The sequence below is a fragment of the Deltaproteobacteria bacterium genome (assembly GCA_005879535.1).
Classification (GTDB): domain Bacteria; phylum Myxococcota; class Myxococcia; order Myxococcales; family 40CM-4-68-19; genus 40CM-4-68-19.
In genome coordinates, this window is sequence record VBKI01000053.1 from 76,892 (window position 1) to 98,680 (window position 21,789).

General features: G+C 69.3%; 19 protein-coding genes and 1 pseudogene. 3 read left to right on the plus strand and 17 right to left on the minus strand.

Annotated features, from left to right (window positions below; all coding sequences use genetic code 11):
• Positions 1-12: 12 nt before the first annotated feature.
• The 11 genes from E6J58_07490 to E6J58_07540 form a co-directional block, all read right to left on the minus strand.
• A complete protein-coding gene (locus E6J58_07490) occupies positions 13-1,041 on the minus strand; it encodes a glycosyltransferase (GenBank protein ID TMB39254.1) in 1,029 nt (342 codons plus the stop codon).
• Positions 1,042-1,119: 78 nt separating this feature from the next.
• A complete protein-coding gene (locus E6J58_07495) occupies positions 1,120-2,595 on the minus strand; it encodes a polysaccharide biosynthesis protein (GenBank protein ID TMB39255.1) in 1,476 nt (491 codons plus the stop codon).
• Positions 2,592-3,770, minus strand: a complete 1,179-nt coding sequence (locus E6J58_07500; protein TMB39256.1) for a polysaccharide deacetylase — start codon at positions 3,768-3,770, stop codon at positions 2,592-2,594. The genes E6J58_07495 and E6J58_07500 overlap by 4 nt, the downstream gene beginning before the upstream one ends.
• 50 nt (positions 3,771-3,820) lie before the next feature.
• Positions 3,821-5,008: a GNAT family N-acetyltransferase gene (locus E6J58_07505; GenBank protein TMB39257.1), complete on the minus strand. Its 1,188-nt coding sequence runs from the start codon at positions 5,006-5,008 to the stop codon at positions 3,821-3,823.
• Positions 5,005-6,204 (minus strand): aminotransferase DegT, encoded by a 1,200-nt coding sequence (locus E6J58_07510; GenBank protein TMB39258.1) that lies wholly within the window; start codon positions 6,202-6,204, stop codon positions 5,005-5,007. The genes E6J58_07505 and E6J58_07510 overlap by 4 nt, the downstream gene beginning before the upstream one ends.
• Positions 6,205-6,206: 2 nt before the next feature.
• Positions 6,207-7,346 carry a GNAT family N-acetyltransferase gene (locus tag E6J58_07515; protein TMB39259.1) on the minus strand — a complete coding sequence of 380 codons (1,140 nt, stop codon included), beginning with the start codon at positions 7,344-7,346 and terminating at the stop codon, positions 6,207-6,209.
• Entirely contained in the window at positions 7,343-8,257 is a 915-nt protein-coding gene (locus E6J58_07520; protein ID TMB39377.1) for an exopolysaccharide biosynthesis polyprenyl glycosylphosphotransferase, read from the minus strand. Before E6J58_07520 ends, E6J58_07515 begins: the two co-directional genes overlap by 4 nt.
• Before the next feature lie 699 nt (positions 8,258-8,956).
• Complete coding sequence (locus E6J58_07525) at positions 8,957-9,682, minus strand: CpsD/CapB family tyrosine-protein kinase (protein ID TMB39378.1); 726 nt, start codon at positions 9,680-9,682, stop codon at positions 8,957-8,959.
• Positions 9,683-9,772: 90 nt separating this feature from the next.
• A complete protein-coding gene (locus tag E6J58_07530; GenBank protein TMB39260.1) occupies positions 9,773-11,155 on the minus strand; it encodes a hypothetical protein in 1,383 nt (460 codons plus the stop codon).
• A 43-nt stretch (positions 11,156-11,198) separates the two neighbouring features.
• Positions 11,199-12,389, minus strand: a complete 1,191-nt coding sequence (locus E6J58_07535; protein TMB39261.1) for a hypothetical protein — start codon at positions 12,387-12,389, stop codon at positions 11,199-11,201.
• A gap of 11 nt (positions 12,390-12,400) precedes the next feature.
• Entirely contained in the window at positions 12,401-12,961 is a 561-nt protein-coding gene (locus E6J58_07540; protein ID TMB39262.1) for a sugar ABC transporter substrate-binding protein, read from the minus strand.
• Positions 12,962-13,265: 304 nt separating this feature from the next.
• Between E6J58_07540 and E6J58_07545 the strand changes: the two genes are divergently transcribed.
• A complete protein-coding gene (locus tag E6J58_07545) occupies positions 13,266-13,469 on the plus strand; it encodes a hypothetical protein (protein TMB39263.1) in 204 nt (67 codons plus the stop codon).
• Between the two features lie 42 nt (positions 13,470-13,511).
• Here the strand turns inward: E6J58_07545 and E6J58_07550 are convergent, their stop codons facing one another.
• The 6 genes and pseudogenes from E6J58_07550 to E6J58_07575 all read right to left on the minus strand — a co-directional run bounded on the left by E6J58_07550 (position 13,512) and on the right by E6J58_07575 (position 19,406).
• Complete coding sequence (locus E6J58_07550; GenBank protein ID TMB39379.1) at positions 13,512-15,146, minus strand: sigma-54-dependent Fis family transcriptional regulator; 1,635 nt, start codon at positions 15,144-15,146, stop codon at positions 13,512-13,514.
• A gap of 131 nt (positions 15,147-15,277) precedes the next feature.
• Complete coding sequence (locus E6J58_07555) at positions 15,278-16,441, minus strand: alpha/beta fold hydrolase (protein ID TMB39264.1); 1,164 nt, start codon at positions 16,439-16,441, stop codon at positions 15,278-15,280.
• Between the two features lie 12 nt (positions 16,442-16,453).
• Positions 16,454-17,461: an SDR family oxidoreductase gene (locus E6J58_07560; GenBank protein ID TMB39265.1), complete on the minus strand. Its 1,008-nt coding sequence runs from the start codon at positions 17,459-17,461 to the stop codon at positions 16,454-16,456.
• 79 nt (positions 17,462-17,540) lie between these two features.
• Positions 17,541-18,269, minus strand: a pseudogene (locus E6J58_07565) (SDR family NAD(P)-dependent oxidoreductase).
• Between the two features lie 25 nt (positions 18,270-18,294).
• On the minus strand, positions 18,295-19,044 hold the full coding sequence (locus E6J58_07570) for a uracil-DNA glycosylase (protein TMB39266.1): 750 nt from the start codon (positions 19,042-19,044) through the stop codon (positions 18,295-18,297).
• Positions 19,041-19,406 (minus strand): RNA-binding protein, encoded by a 366-nt coding sequence (locus tag E6J58_07575; protein ID TMB39267.1) that lies wholly within the window; start codon positions 19,404-19,406, stop codon positions 19,041-19,043. The genes E6J58_07570 and E6J58_07575 overlap by 4 nt, the downstream gene beginning before the upstream one ends.
• Before the next feature lie 879 nt (positions 19,407-20,285).
• Between E6J58_07575 and E6J58_07580 the strand changes: the two genes are divergently transcribed.
• Positions 20,286-21,248 (plus strand): ABC transporter permease, encoded by a 963-nt coding sequence (locus E6J58_07580; protein ID TMB39380.1) that lies wholly within the window; start codon positions 20,286-20,288, stop codon positions 21,246-21,248.
• A gap of 187 nt (positions 21,249-21,435) precedes the next feature.
• A complete protein-coding gene (locus E6J58_07585) occupies positions 21,436-21,780 on the plus strand; it encodes a hypothetical protein (GenBank protein TMB39268.1) in 345 nt (114 codons plus the stop codon).
• The last annotated feature ends 9 nt before the right edge of the window (positions 21,781-21,789 follow it).

Consider the following 21,789-nt stretch of genomic DNA (forward strand, 5'->3'; position numbering starts at 1 on the left):
CGTCTGCAAGGGTCAGGCCCGCTGCAGTCGCCTCGGACCCTCGATGTAGATGCCGGCGTAAGGCTGCGGCGGAATGCGCGAGATTGCCGCGTAGCAGCGCGCGAGCTCCTGCGCGACGGCGCGCGGGGCCGCAAGCTCGAGAGCGGCCGCCCGCGCGTTGTCGCCCACTTTCTTCGCGACGATCGCGTCGTCGACCACCTGTGCAAGCCTGGCCGCCAACGCCACCGGAGCGCGCGGCGGCACCAACCAGCCGGTGCGTCCTTCCCGAACCCACGTGGGATGCGAGCCCGTCGCAGTGGCGACGACGGGAGCGCCTACCGCGAGCGCCTCGGGTACGGGGTCCGGCGAGCTGCCGGATCGGCTCGGCGCGACGACGGCGACCGCGCGCCCGAACAGCGACGGCAACTGCTCGAGGCAGACTCCATGGACGAGCACCCGATTGAGCATGCCCGCGGCTTCGGCCTGGCTGCGCAGCCTCGCCGCCTCGGAACCTTCGCCCGCGATCAGCAGCTTCAGCCGGGGCCGGGTGCGCGCGATCGAGAGGAACGCGAGCAGGAGGTCCTGGTGCCCGCGCTCGGGGCCGTCGCAAGGCGAGGCCGCGACCACCCAGCGAATTGCCGGATCGAGCATCGGCGGGAAGATCGCGGCGGCCCGCAGGTCGTCCTTCACATCGAGCAAGCTGCGCAGCACGCAGGTCGTGGACGCGGTCGCGCCTTCCGCGACCAGTGCCTCCCGTACCGCGGCGCCGGCACAGAGCGTCCGGCTGCTCATCCGCGCCGCCCGCGCCGTCAACGATCCAACGTCGGCGCGCCCGGCATGCAGGACGACAGGCACGTCGAGCAGCCTGCCGACGAGGGCGGACTTGAGGTGGTTCTGCCGCGCATGGACGAGCGCCGGCCGAAGGCCATACAGCTCGCGGGCGAGCCCGACGATGCTGTCGCCCGATACGCCGTCGACGCGGTACCCGTACTCGCGCAGCGACTCGCACACCGCGCGGTCCGGCGAGCCGACGAACGCAATCCTGCGAACGAGGTTTCGCATGTTTCCCGCCCTCCACGACGCCCGGCAGGGGAGCGCCCGCCAGGAAGGTGGGGAGGAGCCCGAAACCAGGCAAGTGTTCTAGGTCGCTGCCGCAGGAGCGCTTCCGAGCAGCACGCGGCGAACCCGTGCCACCGGGGTTCCTTCCCCTGGAATCATCGCGATGACTGTCAGGTAGACGGCACAATAGAGCGCTCCGGCCGCGCAGAGCGCGAGGAAAGGCCGCGGCGACTCCGCGGCCATCTGCGAGATCAGCGTGGCGGGTACACATGCGACGAGCGAGGCCACGCCGATCACGGAGAGCTGCCGCCAGGGCAGCACCTCCTTCCAGCTCACCTCCAGCTCGCGGCGGACGCGGTCGAGCATGGCCACCCGGATGGCCGACTCCGCGATCGCATGACCGCTGATCGCGCCCACCATGCCGAACAGCTTCAGGCCGAGAAGCACCGCCGCAACCGTGAGCAGCAGGCGCCAGAAGAAGATGCGGAAAAGGTACCTGGTCTGGCCCATCGCCCGCAGGACGCCGTCGAGCGGCAACGCGGCGAAGGGCGTGAGCAGGATGGCGACGCGGAAGATGGGAACGCTGGCGTCGTACAGGTGGGTGAAGAGCGCAGGGACGAAGAGCGAGGCCGCGGCGACGAGGCCGGCGGTGAACGGGAAGAACACGGCGGCCAGCCGCAGATTCGCGTCGTGGAACAGGTGCACCCGGTGCTCGCGCGCGCCGGGCTCGGCGAGCCGGACCTGGAGGATGTCGCTGATGGGCGCGTAGAGGAGGTTGATGATCGGCACCTGGAAGCAGCCTTGCGCGTAGATGGCGAACGCAGCCGCATCCACGCTCCAGCCGACCGCCCACTGGTGGAACGTCCGCTGCGCGATCTCGAGCAAGAGGGCGGCGCCGAACGGCAGGGCATATGCGAGCTGCTCGCGAAACAAGTCCCATTCGATGCGCGGCCGGCCGCGGCGAAAAAAGAACCAGCATTGCAGCGCGAAGCGCACGCCGCCATGGAGGACGTAGGCCCAGAAGAAACCCTGCAGCCCCATCCCGAGCAGGAGCGGCACGACGCTCGCCACCACGCGCACCGCGTCGGAGAGGAAGATGATCATTGCGGCGGTGCGAACGCGTCCCTCCGCCGTCAGCGAGATCTCCAGCGGCGCGGAGGCGATCATCAGCCAGGTGATCAGCGCCATCTGCAGACCGAAATCCGCCAGCCCGGGATTGGCGAACTGTCTCGCGACCGCGAACCGGGCCGCGTACAACGCCACGGCGCAGACTCCGCCCAGTGTGACGAGCGAGAGCGACGCCTGCGTCAGCCAAACGCGGGCGCGTCCGTCCTTGCGGGGAACGAAGTAGTAGAGACTCTGCGCCAGTCCGAGCTGGAGCATGAAGTAGGCGGTGGTCACCACCAGCCAGATCTGCTTGTACGTACCGAACTGCGCCTGCGGGAGCAGCCTGGTGAGGATCAGCGGAAGCGCGAACCCGAGGACCGTCGCTCCGCCGCGGCCGAGCATCAGGGGCCCGGCCTGTCTGAGGATTCCGCCGGGCCTGGCCATGATCATCCGTGCGCGGAGATCCCCCGCCCCGCGCCCGGCCTGTCCGCGGTCCCGAAGTTCGTCGGGCGCGCGCCCATCACCGGCTTCTGCAGCGCGAGCATGACGAAGGTGTCCTCGAACTGGCAGGCGACGAGCGGCTTCGAGTAGAACCCGAGGATGCCGCAGGAGGAACCCTCCCAGAGCACCTTGCGCTTGAGCGCAAACGGGTCGACGCCGGGCGCATTCGGCATGTCCTCGGTGGTGGCCGCACTGATGAAGCCTTCCGCTTTGAGCGCCTGCGCCACACCCGCGCTGTAGTAACCGTTGCAGTAGGCGAAGTGCCGGATCGGTTTCTTCAGGCCCTTCTCCAGCGCTGCCTTGCACTGAGCGATCTCGCGGCGGGCGTCGTCGAGGCGCTGGTTCGTCAGCACCGTGTGCTCGGCACTGTGCGCGCCGGTGACGAGGCCGTGCGCCTCCATCTCCTTCAGCATCTCCCACGTCACCGGCAGCTCGCCGTCGGGCGGCCTGTGCGATCCAAGACCGAGACGATCTTCGAGCGCGTCCGCCAGCCGCAGGAGGCCGGGCGTGGGATGGCGCCCGATCAGCCGCTCGAGGACGATGACAGGCTGCGCGTTGCCTTCGAAGGCGTCGATCAGCCAGCGCTCGCCGGGGTTGCCGACTCCCACCGCCATGGGGCCGATCCCGCGCTCCCGCATCCTCCGCAGAGCTGCGAAGAGCCGGTCGTGACCGAGGCGCCGATCCGTTCCGACGAAGGAGGACGGGACGTAGACGATGCCGGGAACGCGCAGATCGCGCATCACCGGAAAAGCGTGGCTGTAGACGTCGCGGTAGCCGTCGTCGAAGGTGATCACGGCGACGTCGCGCGCCGCCTGGCGCGTGCCGTCGAGGACGGAGAGCGCATCCTCCAGCGAGACCACGTCGTGGCTCTCCTGCAGCACCTCGAGATGGCGGCGGAACGTCCTCTGCTCGATGTTCAGCGTGTAGAGGCTGCGCTTCTCCTCGAGGCCGAAGTCGGCAACCACGCGGTGATAGCTCAGGATCAGGACGCGCCGGCCGCCCACGGCACGCCGCTGGACCGCCGAGAGGAGCTCGCGAGCGCCGGAGTAATGCAGCGCCAGCGCCGCGGCGCCCTTTGCCACGCGCCGCAACACGTGAAGCCCGCGCTCCTTCAGCTCACCCATCGCCGCCCTCCCTCGCTCCACCGCGCCCGGAATTTGTGCATCCGTAGAGCTCACGGCTCCTGCATGGTTTTGAACGGCTCGCGCAGGAGCCGGCGCGCCTTGCGGATCATCCGCAGCGCCCGCTGCGGCAAGGCGGCCTTCACTGCTGCGCGGGCAAAGAGGGTTGCTCCGAGCGCCGCCCGCGCCGCGCGCGCGCGCGTGCCGCGCCAGAGACGGATCTGGATGGTCCAACGTTCCCCGCGCGACCAGTCGGCCTTGTACCCCTCGTTGCCGCGCAGGAAATCGAACTCCTTCAGACCTTCGCCGAAAGCGTCCTGGACCGTGCGCGCCAGCAGCACGAGCCCCACCGACTTGCAGGCCCAATTCGGGTCGTAGCCGGATTGGTAATAGTTGAACTTCGCGCCATGGATGACGCCGTAGACGGAGGCGACCGGACGGCGCGCCGCGTAAAGCGTGTACATGCGGAGCATGCCCGCCTGCGCGAGGCGCTGCGCCGCGTCACGGTGGAACGCCTCGTGCCGCTCGTCGCTGAGGCCGTCGGAGCCACCTTCGACCGACCAGCGGGCGCGGTGAAGCTGGAGGAACTCCTCGGTCGCCCTGACCGCGTCCTGCGGGGTGCGGGCACAACCGACGGAGACGCCCGGCTGCCGGTAGAGCCACTTCTCGCGCCTCCGGAGGTTTTCCCTCCGCCCAAGGCCTTCGAGATACTGCTCCCAGGTCCCGGTGAGCGGGATGTATGGACAGACGTATCGCACGCGTCCGTCGCGCAGGATGCCGGCGGCCGTCCCGGGCGGAAAGCGCTGCGCCAGCTGGAGCGCGGTGAAGCTCTCGCGCCAGAGGCCGTCGAGATCGCAGACGTCCCAGGGCAGCTCGACGAGCCTGGCCAGGCAATGCTCGATGACCTCCCGCTCGCGGCCAGGCTCCGAGAGCAGGTCGAGGTCGTCGCAGCCGGTGTCGCCGTCGCCGAGGAACGCCAGGCGGCGGACCTCGACGCCTCCCAGCCGCGCGGTCTCGATGAAAACCGGAAGCAGGCCGATGAGACGTCCGCCCTCGCGCACGCAGAGCGTGGCCAGGTCGCGGCCTTCGCCGAAGTGCTTCCACCACGGCTCCAGCCATTCCGGGCCCAGGAACATGTTCCCGCTGCGCGAGCGCAAGTTCAGATCGCGCCATTCCCCGGCGCCGGGTGCGCCGATCGTCGTCTCGATCGGGAGCACCTCGATCACGCGCGCCTCGCTCACCGCAAGAGCTCCCGCACGCAGGTCGCGACGTGCTCCGCGTCTGCCGGTGAGAGGTCCTGGTGGACCGGCAACTCGAGCACGCGCTCCCGCAGCCGGTCGACTTCGGGGAAGAGGCCGGGGGGCACCGCCGGATGCCGCACGCGCCAGAAGTCGACGGTCTCCACGCCGCGCGCGAGCAGGCGCGCCATCGCGCCCGCCTTGTCGTCCACCGGCATCGGATAGAAGAGCGGACAGACGCCTGGCTTGAGCTCGCCCGTCACCGGCGGCGCCACGTCGCGGAGCGCGGCGTAGAGCAGGAAGTAGTTCCTGCGGCGGCGTTCGACGATCCCGGCGGTGTCCTGGTTGCGCAGCACCAGATGGCTCGCCGCGCTCATCCCCAGCTGGACGTCGTCGATGTTGAAGTGCTGCGTCCCCGTGGCGACGCGCTCGACGTTCGCGCGCCGGACCACCCAGCGTCCGGCGTCGCGCATGGCTTGCCGGACGCGCCTGCCCACCTCGCCGGTGCGCAGCTCGAGATTCGAGAGCATGTTGCCGATCAGGTGCGAGGCGGTACTGGCCAGCGCCGGCGGCCGCACCGGCGCAAGCAGGTCCAGCTTCTTCGCGTAGTCGCCACGGGCGAGCAGCGCGCCCCCGTTCGGGACCGGAATGGTCTTGTAGAGGCAGAAGACGGAGAGGTCGCCGAAGGAGCCGAGCGGCTTCTCACCGTCGCGCGAGAGGAGCGCCAGCGCGCAATCCTCGATCACGGGGACGCCCAGCTCGTTCGCGAGCTGCCGCGCCGCGTGCATGTCCTGGGGGAACCCGGCGTAGTGGATGACGTATAGCGCCGCCGCTCCGGCGGACTTCGCCTTCGCGTCCTCGAAGTCCGCCCGCATCTGCGAATCGACGCGGAAGAAGACCGGCTGCACGCCCGCGGCGAGCAGCGTCTCCAGCTCGACGCCGTGGTGATAGGCGGGCACGAGCACTTTCTTGCCGGCGAGCCCGAGCAGCTGAACGGCATCCCAGACGGCGTTCCGCGCGAAATAGCGATAGCGCAGGCCCGGCTGGTCGAAAGGAAAGACCAGCGGCACCGTAGCGGCGATCCGCGGGAACAGCATGTGCGGCCACGTCGTCTGCATGGCCGGAACCGTCCGCTGGGGCGTGGGGGCCTTTTCGCCCCTGCCTTCCGCGACCCGCAGTCGCTGCGCCGTGTTTGCCATGGTCAGTTCCTCCGCAACAGCGCACGCAGTATGGGCCAACCCACGAAGCGCGCCCCGTGGACCAGCTTTCCCGCCCGCGTCGGCCGGAAGATGGTGAGCCAGAAGTGCGTCCTCAACTGGCTCTCCCAGTCCAGCTTCCACTCCATGCAAGGGCCGAGGAAATCGAACTCGGCGAGACCGCGCTCGCACGAGTCGTGGATGGCCTCGGATACCATCTGCTGCCCGGGCGAGTGCTCGTGCAGCGCCTCGTCGTAGCCGATCTTGATGAGGAAATGGCGTTGGGCGTGGACGACGCTCAGATGCGCGGCCACCGGCTTGCCGCCGAGGGTCAGCGTGCCAAGGGCGAGAGCGCCGCGCTTCGCCGCGTCTCGCGCGATCTGCGTATAGAAGCCCACCAGCTCGGGGCGCAGGGCGATGGCGGTTCCGTCCTTGCCCTTCCATCCCCCCGCCTCGATCTCGAGGAAGTCCGCGAGAGCCGCGTCGAGCGCCTTCGCATCCTTGCCGTCCACCTGCGCGTACTTGATCTCGCCCTTCTCGGCGAGGCGCCGCTTTCGTCGCCTCAGGTTCTGGCGGAACTTGGCGTCCAGCGCCTTCTCCACGGCGTCGTAGCTCTTCGGCAGCAACAGGTACGGCGAACGGAGCGAGACCCAGAGGCCGCAGAGGTACCCGGCCTCCTCCGCCCAGTCACGCAGCTGCCACTCGGGCGCGCCGGCGGGCAGGTCGCGCAAGCGGAGGCGATCCCATCCCGGGGTCTCCGCCAGCCGCTCCCAGATCATCCGCAGGCCTTCCTCGCCCCGGCGACCCAGGAGGACGCCACCCCGTTGCGAGTGGTCGTTGCTCGGGGTGTGCCAGGTGGTCATCGGGACGAAGCACGTGTCGGCGCTCCGTTCCCTCGTCTCGATCAGCGGAACCGCGGCGCAGATCTCCTTGCCGGCGCGCGCCATGAACGTCCGCAGCGTCGCTCCGGGCGCGAAATTCTCGATCCATGCCCGCAGCCACTCGTGGCGGAGCATGGGCTCGTCGCGCGGCCCGCGCGAGAGGGCGGCGTTCCATTCCCGCTCGAGCTGCACGAACGCATCGCGTCCCTCGACGACGTCGAGGCGCAGCTCGGGCTCGGGCTGCTGCTTGAGCGCAACGCTCATCGCGCGCCCCGACCGAAGAGGACGATCTTCACGGTGTGGAAGCAGATCGCCAGATCGAGGAAGAGCGACTGGTGCTGCACGTAGTACAGGTCGTACTCGAGCTTGGCGCAGGCGTCCTCGACCGAAGAGCCGTACGAATACCGGATCTGTGCCCAACCGGTGATTCCAGGCTTCACCGCCTCGCGCAGCCCGTAGAACGGGATCTGCGTCTTGAGCTGCTGCACGAAGAACGGCCGCTCCGGCCGCGGGCCCACGAACGACATGTCGCCGCGGAAGACGGCAAACACCTGAGGAATCTCGTCGAGGCGCGTCTTGCGGAGGAAGGCGCCCATCCGGGTGACGCGCGGATCGCGGTGCGAGGCCCAGACCGGCCCGGAATGCGTTTCCGCGTCCTTGCGCATCGTGCGGAGCTTGTGGAGCCGGTAGATCCTCCCTCCCCGGCCGACGCGCTCCTGGAAGTAGAAGACCGGCCCTTTGGAGTCGAGCTTGATCAGGATCGACAGCACGGCCAGGAGCGGGGCGGTGCAGACGACCAGGATGCTGCTCATCACCAGATCGAACACGCGCTTGGCGGCCGTGCGGACCGGCGAGTTCAGGCCCTCGCCGATGGCGAGATCGCTCGGCCGTACCAGCGCCATGGGGATGCGGCGCAGCACGCGCTCGGCGAACCTCTGCGCGGGCAGGACCGTCACTCCCGACAGCCGCAGGCGGATGAACTCCTCGATGGGCATGCGCGAACGCCGCTCGTCGGCGGCGATCACCACCGTGTCGACGCGCAGGTCGCGCACCGCTCCGGTGAGCGTCCGCGCGGTCACCGCGATGGCAGGATTCGGGTGCGTGGGAAGCGGCACGACCGCCGCGAGAGGCTTCTCCTCCGGCGGACGTCGCGCGGCGACCTTCGCCTCCGCCATCGGTCCCTTGATCTGCGACGGAGCGCCGCCGGGACCGACGATGAGCTGTGATGCGGGAAGCACTTCCGCCGTTGCGCCGAGCGCAACTTCGCCGCCGCGGACCTCCCCTCGCTCGACCAGCGATCCGGCCGCGGCGATCACTTCGCCGCCGCCCGCCGCGATCTGCTGCGGCTGGGAGAGGTCCACCGTCGGATCGAGCTTGCCGGCGATCTCGTACTCCCCGTACGCCTCGCTGCGGACGATGCGCTCGATCTCGGCGGCGCGCTGTCCGGCCCCGATCACCAGCACGCGGTTGTGGCCCCGCTCGTCCAGCCGCGCCACCAGGGCCGCCCGCGCCAGCAAGACGCCCACGCTGGCCACGCCGATGGTATCGATCAACGCGCCGCGCGGCAGGGCTCCGCCGCCGAGCAGCCCGAAGATCGCCGCGGCGAGCGCGGCGAAGCCGAGCGCCTTGAGGACGTTGGCTCCCCGGGTCCGATCGTTGCGCATCACCTGCGGGTCATAGAGGTCGGCGAGGTAGAGCGCCGCCGGCACGCAACCCGCAGCCCCGACCAGGGCGGCGAGCTCGCGCCAGCCGCGCGCGTCGTGTCCGCTGATGGAGAGCGCCACGCCCACCAGCGCCGCCTCGACGAACACCAGGCGGGCGGCGCGTCCGCTATACCAGTGCCCCGAGAACTGCGGCATGGCGAGAAGGCCCCCTTACTTGCCACTCGGGAGTTGACCCTTGACCAAAGGCAAGGGGGCGGGAACGCGGGACGGCTCGACGCCGTTGAGCACCAGGCCCCAGACGGGCGCGCCTTGCAGCGAGCGCACCGCGGCGGCCACCTGCTCGCGAGGCGTGTTGCCCGCGCGCGCGACCATCACGATGCCGTCCGCCTTGTACGCGACCACCTGGGCGTCCGCCGTCGCCAGCGCGGGCGGAACGTCGAGATAGATCTCGTCGAAGAGCGTGCGCAGGAGCGAGAGGGTCTGCGCGAAGCGCGGCCCCGCGAGCAGCGACGCCGACTCGGCCCCCGGGGCCCGCCCGGCGGCGATCACCGCGAGGTGTCCCTCGTGGTAACGGCCCAGCGCCTCGCCCACCTCCGTCTTGCCGGTGAGGACGTCCGCGAGACCTGCCCTTCCCCCCATGTCGAAGAGCTGCGCGAGCCCGCCGCGTCGCAGGTCGCAGTCCACCAGCGCCACCCGGGCATCGCGCGAGCGCGCCGCCGTCAGCGCCAGGTTGGCCGCCGTCAGCGAAACGCCTTCGCCCCGGATCGCGCTGGTCACGGCGACGACGGCGCCGCCCTGGATGGCCTCGCCCCGCAGCGACCGGATGTGCCGCAGCCGGTGCAACAGCATGCGGTACTGCTCGGCGGCCGCGCTCATCGGCGCGGTCAGGGCGACCAGCCGCTCGTCGACCGACGTCTCCGCCGCTCCGCCCTCGATCCTCTCGAGGAAACGGCCCCGGCTCTCCACTGCCTTCGGAATGCTGGACATCGTGCTTCTCCTTTGGATTGGGGTTGGTCGTTCCTCGACTTAAGCCTCGGCCTGCTGCTGCATCGGGAGCAGCGCCACGGTGCCGGAGCCGTTGAGCTCGGGCACGCAGGCCAGGACGGGCAGCGCCAGCGCGGTACCGACTTCGCTCTCGCTGCGGATCGAGCGATCGGACAGTTCCTGCCCCGTCGAGACCGCGACGGCCAGAACCAGCGCTCCGAGCAGCGCCAAGAGCAGCGCCTGCTGGCGGTTGGGGCTGGAAGGAAGGGCCGGCGGCTGCGCGCTCTCCAGCACCCGGAAGGCGCTGGGGCCGCTCTTCTGCTCGAGGTCCGCCGTGATCTCCGCTTCCGCCTTCTTCGAGATGAGTTGCGTGACCTTCGCCTTGACCATGTCGGTGTCGCGGGTCAGCTCGGCCAGGTCGGCCGCGACCAGCGGGGCGACGGCGATGAGCTTGTCGATCTCCGTCTGCCGCTTCAACAGATCGGCAATCCGGTTGCGGCCGCGGGCGATGGCGTCGTTCATCCGCCGCAGCTCGAGGTCGTTGGCGGCCGCGCGGACGCGCGCGTTCTGCAGCCGGACGCCCGTCGACTCGACCTCGCGCTTCATCGCGTCGACGTCCGGGTGGTCGGGGGTCAGCGACGCCTGCAACGTGGCCAGGCGCGCCCGCATCGTGTCGTAGAGCTCCTCGAGACGGCCGACCTCGGTGTCCTTGCCGAACGGCTGCGTGCCGAGCAGGTCGATGCGGCGTTGGGCCTCCTTGATGAACGTCTCCTCCAGCTCGACCTGCTTGGTCACCTCGTCGCGCTGGTGGAAGCGGGCCTCGATCAGCTCCGGCAGCGAATCGGAATTGGCGCGCTTGAAGGCGGTCACCTTGCTCTCCGCCTGCGTCAGCTCCCCGCGCATCTCCGCCAGCTTCTGGGTGATGATGTCACGGGTCCGCGTCACCTGGCCGGCGCGCACCTGGAGGTTGCCCTCGATGTACAGCTCGGCCAACCGGTTCGCGGCGCGAGCGGCGGTCTCCGGATTGCGGCTGCGGACGGTGATGGAGAACGCGCTCTCACCCTCCGCGTGGACCTCGGCGTCGGCGCGGAACGCGGTCACCGCCTCGTCCATGCTCTTTTCCCGCTCCTTGGGGTAGAGCTTGAGCTCCTCGATGGCGGTGGCCATCACCGACCGCGCGTAGATGCCCTCGCGCACGGACTTCACCTTCTGCTCCAGGTTGAGCGGGTTGACGACCGGCACCACCAGGTCGGGGTGCGGCATGAACGGCTCGACCATCACCAGGGCGCGCGCCCGATATTCGTTCGGCAGCCGCGCGATCACCAGGGCAGCCAGAACCAGCACGCCAAACGCCACCACCGCCAGGGTCTTCCAGCGGCGCCGGACCGCGGCCCAGAGCTCGTCGATCGTGTACGTCCGATCCATGTTTCCCCTCTCCTTCCATCCGCGGCCGCGGCCGCGAGAACCTTCACTCGAATCGCGCCTTTTCCCAGACCAGTCGCAGCTGCGCCACGTTGCGGTCCACCTGGTGCGCGGTGGTCAGGTCATTGATCCGCGCATCGCGCAGGGCAGCCGCCTCGATCCTCAGATCGCGCGTGAACTTCCAGGCGAGCCCGACCTCCGTGCCGTATCCCAGCGAGCCGATGTCCACGGCGTGGGAGAGGGCAGCGTTGCGATACATGCCAATCATGAAATGTGCCGAGACGTGCTCCCAGTCGCGGACCACCCCGAGCTCGGCGACGTCGCCAATCAGCGGTCCCGCTGTGCTGGGGCCGATCACCAGGTCGTGCGCTACCTGCACGCTGATCGCCAGGGTTGGCGTGTAGCTCTCGAGTTGCACGCGCGCCGTGGGCATCGCCGCCTGCTGGAAGCCGGTGACCATCACGCCGCCGGCCCGGACCGTGAGGTCCGTGGAGCGGTTGAGCGCGTAGGTGTAGCCGAGCCAGACGGAGTGGCCTTCATCGAGCAGGCCGCCGGGGGCGCCGTTGGGAGCGTGCGCGCTCCCGACCGGCGCGCCGACGCCGAAGAAGAGCTGCTCGCGCACACCCAGGTCCCACTTGCTGCGCGCGCTGGTCCGCCAGGCGTAACGAGCCTGGGGCGCAAGCATGTAGCCGTTTCCCGGATCGTTGGTTCCGAACGCCAGCGCCTGCGCGTCGACTCCGTAGTCGATCTCCGTCCGGGCGCTGAGCGCGTGCTGGACCTCGCCGCTGAATCGCGCGACGAAGATGTCACTCTGGCCGGGTCGCAAGAGCAGCCCGAGGCCGGCGATGGAGAATGGATCCTGCGCATACGTCGCGCTGCTGCGGAACTGGAGCTTGTCACGCGGCGAGAGATGCACGCGCGTCGCCAGCGTACAGGTCTCGTTCGCCGCGAAGGCTCCGCTGGAAAGGCCGAACTCCTGCGGGTGCGCGAGCCGGGCCAGTCCCGCCTGGCAATCGGCGGCGACGTGCAGGTTGTGCTCGCCGAAGAGATCGAGCTTGATGCCCGGCACGGCCTGGCCGAACCCGTCGGCCCCCGAGCCGTTGAGCAGCACGTTGTCGTTGTACCCCGCCATCAACGAAATCCGGGGCCGCCATTCGACGTAGACCTTCGCGCCCGCCTCCCCGGCCGCGAGGAGCGCGGCGAAAGCCACGAGCGGCGCCAGCCTGGTCGCGGCCATCGTCATCGCTCCTACGGCACCACCACGGTGTCGCCCGGCCCGAGCGTCACCTTGCTCTTGCCGGTGACCAGGTCGTCGTACGCGACCTCGAGCCTGCGGCCGTCGGCGCGCAGCACGCTGATGCTGCCGCGATCGGCGAACTCGGCGAGTCCGCCGGCGAGCGCGAGCGCCTGCAGCACGCCCATGCTGTTGCGCAGCGGGAACGCGCCGGGGTGTCCCACCATGCCGGTGACGAAGACGCGCTGTCCGTTCACGTCGTGGACGATGACGGTCACGTGCGGGTCGCGGACCAGCGAGGCGAGCTGCTTCTGCACGGTCGCCTCCAGCTCGCGCGGCGTGAGCCCTTCGGCCCTCACGTCGCCCAGCAGCGGGAGGGTGATCTTGCCGTCCGGCCGGATGGGCACCGTGCGCGACAGCTCCGGCTCCTTCCACACCGAGACCTCGACGACGTCCTCGCGGCTGAGCCGGAACTCGGTGATGTGCTTCACCTCGTCGTCCTGCACCGGGGCGGCGTGCGAGCAACCCACCGCGACCGCCAACACCGCCATCCAGATTCCGACACCCCTCGACATGCTTCCTCCTCCCCGAACCCTTGGCGCACGTGATCGGACGCCACCGGAGCACGCGCCATGCCAGCGCCAGCTGGCCTTGCTGCGCTGCTCCCTCCGCTCCGTTTGCAGGCTCTGGACCAGCCGGACTGGCAGGCGCTCTTGCGCCCCTGCGTCGGTGCCGGGTCACCGGCGTTCCGCGACGGGGAACGCGCGTTCCCACGCTCGCGCACTACGCCTGCTCTCGAACAGCGTTGGCGCACTTTTCGCTATGTGTAGGTGCGGGCCGCGCGACGCGAGACGCGGTGAGGGGAAGGGGACTGGGTAGATGTTCCGAACCATCGCAGCAGCGGCCATCGTTTTCGCCTTCGCAGCGTTCGCTCTCCACCGTTCGAACATCGCGGGGCCATTGCAGGAGCCGCTCCTGCTCCTCTTCATGGGGACGCTGTTCCTGGTCGTCGGGAAGGTGTTCTCGGCGCCGCCCAAGAAACCGCAGCCGGCGGCGCAGCTCGCCGAGCGGCGCGCGGCCTGATTCAGTAACGGGGAACCTCGAAAAGCGTGAGCGCTCTGCCGATCACCCTGTATGGGTGCCGTCGGCGACGATTCCGATCGGGCCCAGATTTTCCGGGAGGCTTGCGGTGATGCGGGGATCGGTGAGGCCGCAGTCCTTGATCTTGTAGAGCAGCGCCTTGTAGCTGATTTGCAGGCGCGCGGCGGCCTTTCGCTTGTTCCAGTTGGTGCGCGAGAGCATCGCGGAGATGGCTTCTCGCTCCGCGCGCAGCGCGGCCTGGCGGGCGATCTCCTTCAGCGAGACCGTCTCCGCGCCCATGGGAACGACAGGCGCAGGCGGACCGGAAGGCGCCGCGGCAGGTGGCGCCGCGTGGCCTTGCGGGGACCAGGCGTGACCCTGGTTCGCAGGTGGCAGCGCGCCGCCGGCGGAACCGGCGGCGAGCGGGACCTGCTGCGCGGGGCGGCGGCTGATCGCGGAAGCGAGCTCGTCGAGGACGAACCGCTCGTCGCGAAGGACGACCAGGCGGCGGACGAGGTTCTCGAGCTCGCGCACGTTCCCGGGATAGTCGTAATCCTGAAGACGCCGCGTCACGTCTTCGGAAAACTGGATGGCGCCGCCGCGATACTTGCTGCCGTACTTGCGCCGGAAGTGCTCGATCAGGCCGGGGATGTCTTCCTTGCGTTCGCGCAAGGGCGGCACCACGACGCTGACCACGTTGAGACGGTAGTAGAGATCCTCGCGGAAGTTGCCGCGGGCGATCTCCTCTTCGAGAACGCGGTTCGTCGCGACGACGACCCGCGCATCGGCGCGAAGCGCCCTCTTGCCGCCGACGCGGTAGTACTCCTCGTCCTGCAAGACCTGAAGGAGCTTGGCCTGCAGCGCGGGATGCATCTCGCCGATCTCGTCGAGGAAGATGGTCCCTTTGTCGGCCAGCTCGAACTTGCCGGGCTTTTCGCTGGTCGCGCCGGTGAACGCGCCCCGCTCGTGGCCGAACAGCTCGGATTCGAGCAGCTCGCTGGGAAGCGCGGCGCAGTTGATCTTCACGAACGGCTTCCCACGCCGCGGCGACCGCTCGTGCAGGGTCCGCGCGATGCCTTCCTTGCCGACGCCGCTCTCGCCGCGGATGAGCACCGGCACGTCGGTCTCCGCCACGCGGTCGACCATGTCCCAGATCGAGAGCATTGCCGGGCTGGAGGCGACGTATTCGGTCGGCACGCCGCGCCGGCTGGCGTCGACGCGCGAGGGAGGCGCGACCGGAGGCGGATCCATCGGCCGGACGGCGGGGATGATGGGAGCGGCCTGTGGTTCCTCGACGGGAGGAGGCCGCGAGGCGGCGCATCGCTCGATGGCCTCTTTCAGCTCCTCCGGCTCGATCGGCTTCACGAGGTAGTCGCTCGCGCCCAGACGCATCGCCTTGACCACGGCATCTTTTTCGTCCATCGCGGACAGCGCGATCACCGGCGCTGTCCCGCCGTCGGCCCGGTACCGCCGGAGGACTTCGAATCCGTCGAGGAGGGGCATCCGCAGGTCCAGGAGGACAGCGCGGGGAGGCGCGGCGGCCCCGGCGAGCCATTCCAGACCGGCCTTGCCGTCGCCGGTTGCGAACGCGTGGTATCCGATCCTGCCCAGCAGCTCGACGAGGATCTCGCGAGCCGCCTCGTCGTCGTCGATCACGAGCACCTGGTTCGGTCGTTCCAGCATTTCCTCACCCGATTCGACCGTGTGCTGGTGAACGGCACACGGTTCTTTTTTCCGAAACGCCGTTCCGGGAGGCGGTTCGGAGACCAGTCGAGCAAGCGATGTGCCAGAGTGTGGAGCGCGGTGGAGCGTCAGGGCACGCGCTTCCACAGCGCGCGCAGTGCGCCGTTGACTGCGCGTTGCCCCTCGAGGTTCACCGCGTGACCGACCTCGGGAAGGATGAGCAGCTCCGCCCCCCGGATCAGCCGCGCGAGCTCCTCGCCGTTCTCTTTGACGGACAGCTGATCGAGAGCGCCGTGGATCACGAGCGTGGGAACGTCGATGCCAGCAAGGCGGTCCCGCGAATCGTGGGAGAGCGCCGCATCCACCTGGCCGACGAATCCCTGCGCCGTCTGCGGCGGCTGCGTAGACGCGAAGCGCAGCGCCGCGCGCACGTTCGCCTCGCTGCGCCAGAATCGATCGGTGAACAGCCACGCGTACGCCTGCAGCTCCCACGCCTTTCGCAGGCGCGGGTCGGAAATCGCTACCGGATAGAGCGCACGCCACGCCTCCAGCAGCGCCCGCGCGCGCGGCGGTTGCGCCGCGAACGTCGAGAGCAAGGCCAGCGACCGGACGCGCGCCGGATGTCCCAAGGCGAGCTCCTGCGCGACGGCGCCTCCCAGCGAGATGCCGACGACGTGCGCCCGGCCGACCCCGGCTGCATCGAGGACCGCGCCGGCGTCCGCGGCGAGCTGTCGCGCCGTGTACGGTCCGGGCGGCGCATCGCTCTGACCGACTCCGCGCGCGTCGGGCGCAAGACTCCGGAAGCTCTGCGCGAAGTGGGCGAGCTGAACGGCCCACGCCGCCGCGGGAGCGTTCAGGCCCTGCAGCCAGAGAACGGCGTCGCCCGCGCCCTGGTCGACGACGTGCAGCCGCGCGCCGTCCTGTGCCGTGACCCACACGGAGCGCCTTGTATCCGCATCACAGCAGATCGACCAGCAGTGCGAAGGTCGTCGCGTGAGCGAAGAGCATTGGGATCTCGCCCCGGCGCCACTTGCGCACCGGCGGTGTCGCGCCGACCCGAGGCATCGCCACCAGCTCGCAGAGCGCGATGGCCGGCCCGAAGAGGAGCGCGGGAAGGCGTAATTTCTTCTGCACGATCGCCAACGTCGGCCCGTAAACCCAGCGCAGCGCACTGCCTGCGCGCGCGCTCCCGAACAGTCGTCTGCCCATTGCTCCGACGTCGTAGGCAGGGCGATGGCCCAGCAGCTTTCGCTCCAGCGCGTCCGCGGCCTGCAGGGAAAACGTGGCGACAAGCGCCGCGGCGATCATCCGCGCAATCCGCGCCAGGTCACCAGCGCCATCGCGGCTGCGGCGGCCGCGCCGGCCGCGAGCTTGCCCGCGTTCAGGCGCATCCACAGCTCGCCGCTCGAGGTGCGCGAGCGGGCGTCGAAGTCGCCGTGCGCGCCGCGATCGCCGGGCAGGGGCGCTGCCAGATTGTCGCGCCTGTTGACCGGATCGATCGGCCTGTCGTCCATCTGCGAGTCCCACCCTGCCTTCGCCAGGTATCGATCGAGCAGGCCGCCGATGAACTTCTGGCCGAAGATCGCTTTCGCCGCGCTCCAGCCCACCCACATCTCGCGGCGCGGATGCAGGGCCAGGTGCAACACGCCGCGCGCGATCACCTCGGGCTGGAAGATGGGGGGCACCGGCTGTGGATGCCGCGGCAGCCGCGTGCGCACCACGTCGAACTGGGGCGTGTTCACCGCCGGAAGCTGGATCATGCAGACTTTCACCCGAGAGCGATCGTGGATCAGCTCGGAGCGAAGCGAATCGGTGAAGCCGCGGATGGCGGCCTTCGACGCGCAATAGGCGCTCTGCAGCGGAATGCTGCGGTAGACCAGCGCGGATCCGATCTGGATGATCACGCCTTCGTCCGCGGGAATCATGTGCCGCAGCGCCGCCAGCGTCCCGTAGACCGTGCCGAGATAGTTCACCTCGGTGACGCGCCGGTATTCCTCGGGGGTCATCTCCACCACCGGCGAGAACACCGAGACCACCGCGTCGTTCACCCAGGTGTCGATCCGTCCCCATCTCTCCACCAGCGCATGCGCCGCCTTCTGCACCTCGGCAGCGCGCGAGACGTCCGCGGGAAGGACCAGCGCCTCGCCGCCCGCGCGGCCGATCTCCACAGCGGCGGCGTGCAGCCCATCGACCCCGCGGGCGATGAGGCCGATTTTGGCGCCCGCGGCAGCGAACGCGCGCGCGACGGCACGCCCGACCCCCGACGACGCGCCGGTGACCGCGACGACCTGTTCCGAAAGGCGTTTCGGCATGCGGGAAAGTTGGGGTGCAAACGACTGCCGTGCCCGCCTGCCCGCCCGCAACTACATGTACTGTCCGCCGTTGATGTTCAGCTGCGACTTCGTCGGCGTCGCCGAACCGGCCGAGGGGAATGCGGCCCTTCACCGCGTCCTTCGCCGCCTGGGGCATCGAAGCCACCATGTCGGTGTCCACGAATCCCGGGCAGATGGCGTTCACGGTCACGCCGAACTTCGCCACTTCCTGCGCCACGCTCTTGGTGAAGGCGATCACGCCCGCCTTCGCCGCCGCGTAGTTTGCCTGGCCGTAGGCGCCCGTCTGCCCGATGATGGAAGCGATATTGATGATCCGCCCCCACCCGCGGGCGATCATCGGCTCCAGCACCGCCTTGCTGCAGTGGAAGACGGAGTTGAGGTTGGTCTGGATCACCTCGTCCCACTCGCCGGCGCTCATCTTGCGGATGCTGCGGTCGCGGTTGATCCCGGCGTTGTTCACCAGGATGTCGACCGGCCCGAGCTGCTTTGCGGCCTGCTGCAGCATCTTGTGACAGTCCTCGGCCTTGGCGACGTCCGCGTGGAATACGCCGACACGGCATCCGTTCCGCTCGAACTCGGCGGCGAGCTCGTCGGCCTGCTCGCGGCCGCGGCAGTAATGAACGCCGACGATCGCGCCTTCTGCGCCGAGAGCGCGCGCGATCGCCTTGCCGATCCCGCGCGAAGACCCGGTCACCACCGCGACCTTGCCGGCGAGCCGCTTCTGCGTCGTTCCGTTCACCTGCGGCTTCTCTCCCGCGAGGTCGTGCACTCCCTGGTCCTGGCGCATAGCACAGACCCTCCGACGCGGCACGTTACGGACGTAACGCCGGGCGCGCAAGCGGTCGGGTGCTTACCCTGTGTTCACCAGCGGATAGCGGAGGCCTGGCGACCAGCTGCTTCGCTCGGACGAGCACCGCATCGATCATCTTCGGCGTGAGCTTGCCGGTGTTCGTGTTCTGCTGGCTCACGTGATAGCAGCCCAGCAGCGTCGGACCGCCCGCGATCGTCGCCACTGCGCCATGGCCGAACTGCGGCCGGGGCCGCGGCACCAGAAGACCTCGGCGGGCGAGGTGCGCGAGCGCCGCGCCCCACCCGATGCTCCCCAGCGCGAGCACTACCCGCACCCGCGGCAGCAGCGACACCTCCCGGTCCAGCCAGGCGCTGCAGCGCATCAGCTCGTCGGGCATCGGCTTGTTCGCCGGTGGAGCGCAGCGGCACGGGGCGGTGATGAACACGTCCCGGAGCGCGAGCCCGTCGTCGCGGCGCACGCTGGTCGGCTGATTGGCGAGGCCGGCCCGGTGCAGCGCCGCATAGAGGAAGTCGCCGCTGCGATCGCCGGTGAACATCCTCCCCGTCCGGTTGCCGCCGTGCGCCGCCGGCGCGAGCCCGATGATGAGCAGCCTCGCAGCCGGATCTCCGAAGCCGGGCAGCGGGCGCGCCCAGTACGTCCAGTCGCGAAATCGCCTCACCTTGATCCGCGCGACCTCCTCGCGCCAGGCGACCAGGCGCGGGCAGGCGTGGCACTCGACGATCTCGCCGTGCAGCGCGCGCAGCCGGCTCAAGATCCGCGCGTGCCGCCCCGGCCGCCGCCGCGCTGGCTCCCGCGAGGCATGTTCTGCGCCGGTCCGCGCATGCCGAATCCGCGCTGCCCCTGGACGTCCTTGCCGTGCGGCGTGCCGCGGAACCCTCCGCCTCCTCCGAACTTGCCGGCGCCCTGGCCCCGCTCCTCGGCCTCGTTGACCTTGAGCGGCCTGCCGCCGAAGTCCTTGCCGTTCAGCTCCTCGATGGCGGCGCGCGAGCGGCCGGTCTCCTTGTCGGTGATGATCTTCACCGAGCGGACGGTCCGGTTCTCGCCCGCGATCAGCTGCTTGATCTGCGCTTCCGTCGTGTCGAAGGGAAGATTACCTACGAACAGGCGAGCCATGTCCTCGTTCCTTTCTCCAGCGCATTCCGATCCTATTCCAGAAGCCGCCGCCGCGCACCGGAAGCGGCGCTGTGGCATCCTGCCTTGGTCATGCCTGAAGCGGTGCGCCTGCGCGGCGCGACCAAGCGCTACGGCGCCTTCACCGCTCTCGATCACGTCGACCTCGACATCCACCGCGGCGAGGTCTTCGCGCTGCTCGGCCCCAATGGGGCCGGAAAGACGACCCTGATCAGCCTGGTGGCGGGAACCGCGCTCGCCAGCGAAGGCACCGTGGAGGTGCTCGGCCGCGACGTCGTGCGCGACTATCGCTTCACCCGCCGCGCCGTCGGTCTGGTCCCGCAGGAGATCAACTTCGATCCCTTCTTCACCGTCGAAGAGACGCTCAGGTTCCAGGCCGGCTATTTCGGCGTACGGCTGGATGGCGCCCGCATCGACGCGATCCTGGGAAATCTCGGGTTGCGCGACAAGCGCAACGCGAATACGCGAGCACTCTCCGGCGGAATGAAGCGGCGCCTCCTGATCGCCAAGGCGTTGGTGCACGATCCGCCGGTGCTCTTCCTCGACGAGCCGACCGCGGGCGTCGACGTCGAGCTGCGACGCGACCTCTGGGCCTACGTGAAGCGGCTCGCCGCCGCGGGCACCACGGTAGTCCTCACCACCCATTACCTCGAGGAGGCCGAGGAGCTCGCCGACCGCATCGGCGTGATCAAGAACGGCAGGCTGCTCGTGGTCGAGGACAAGCAGGAGCTGATCGCGCGGCATTCGCGGCGGACGGTCCGTCTCGCCCTGGAGCAGCCGGTCGGGACACTGCCGGCGTCGCTCGCCGCCGCCGGCGCGGCGCTGGCGGACGGGGGCGCCGCGGTGGTGCTCACGCCGCGGATGGGAGAGCCGCTGGCCGCGCCGCTGCAGGCGTTGGCTGCATCGGGGCTGCGGATCAACGACGTGCAGACGCGGGAACCGCGGCTGGAGACGGTGATCGTCGAGCTGCTCAACTCGCCGACGCCGGTTGCCCAGGCCACGAACGGAGCCACGGCGCTGGAGCGGCCGGTCCCGCCGCTGCCGCCGCCGGGGCCGCCGATCGAATCGACGCTCGGGGTGCGCACGCTGTACGAGAAGGAAGTGAAGCGCTTCTTGCGCGTGCCCGGGCAGACCATCCTCTCGCCCCTGATCACCACCGCGCTCTACTTCGTCGTCTTCGGATGGTCCCTCGGTGGACGGCTGCGCGAGGTGGAAGGGGTGCCCTACATCCGCTTCCTCGTGCCGGGCCTGGTGATGCTCGGCATCATCAACAACGCGTTCCTCAACACCAGCTCGTCGCTGTTCATCATGAAGCTGCAGGGCACCATCGTGGACCTGTTGGTGACCCCGCTCACCTACTTGGAGATCCTCGCCGCGTTCCTCGCCGCGGGCGCCACCCGCGCGCTGATCGTGGGAGGAATGACCTGGGCCACCGCCGCCCTCTTCATCGGTCCCGAGGTGCCGCATCCCCTGGAAGCGCTCTTCGCGGGCGTGGTCGTGTCGCTCGGCTTCTCCGCCGCGGGCCTCATCGTCGCCCTCTGGGCGGACAAGTTCGAGCAGGTGAACTTCATCCCCACCTTCGTGATCACGCCGCTCGCTTTCCTCGGCGGCGTCTTCTACTCCGCGGCCATGCTGCCGGCGACGTTCCGCGTCGTGCTCCACTTCAATCCCATCTATTACATGATCGAGGCGATGAGGTTCGCGCTCATCGGCCATACCGTGGAGCGGCCGTGGGCGGGCTTCTCGGTCATGGTCGGCATCGCGGCCATCCTCGTGGTCTGGGCGCTGCGCCTGCTTCGCAACGGCTACAAGCTGCGCGCCTGAATATTCTGCGGCTACGTGCGGTGGCGCGTGTCGAGTGCTGTGCATCTGGAATCAAGTGGCCTCTTGGGCTCGTACGGCTGTCGACAGAAGCAGGCTCGCCGCCCCAAAAAATGTTGGGACGACGCCACATGCATGTGTAGTGATGGCTGTGCGAGGCGTCATGAACGTCCGAACCATGAGTGCAGGAGTGGCAGGAATCGCAACGGCGATTGCCCTCCTGTCCTGTGGCGAAGGTGTGTCGGGTCGCGCACCCATCGAGACATGCAGTGGTGTGCGGCCTCCATCAAGACTATTGCTTCATCCCGACAACGGAGTCCCAGGCGAGTACATCGTCGTCTTTTACGACTCGGTCCCGGATATTCCGGGCACGGCAAATTCGCTGGCCACGAAATACTCGGGACGGATCCTGTTCGTCTATGAAACCGCGCTCCACGGATTTGCGCTCGATGTCGCTGATTCGGCCGCAGTCGCAATCTCGAACGAGCCGACGGTCTGTTGGGTCGAGCAGAGCACGTACGGCCATGGCGACTAGCGCAGGTGC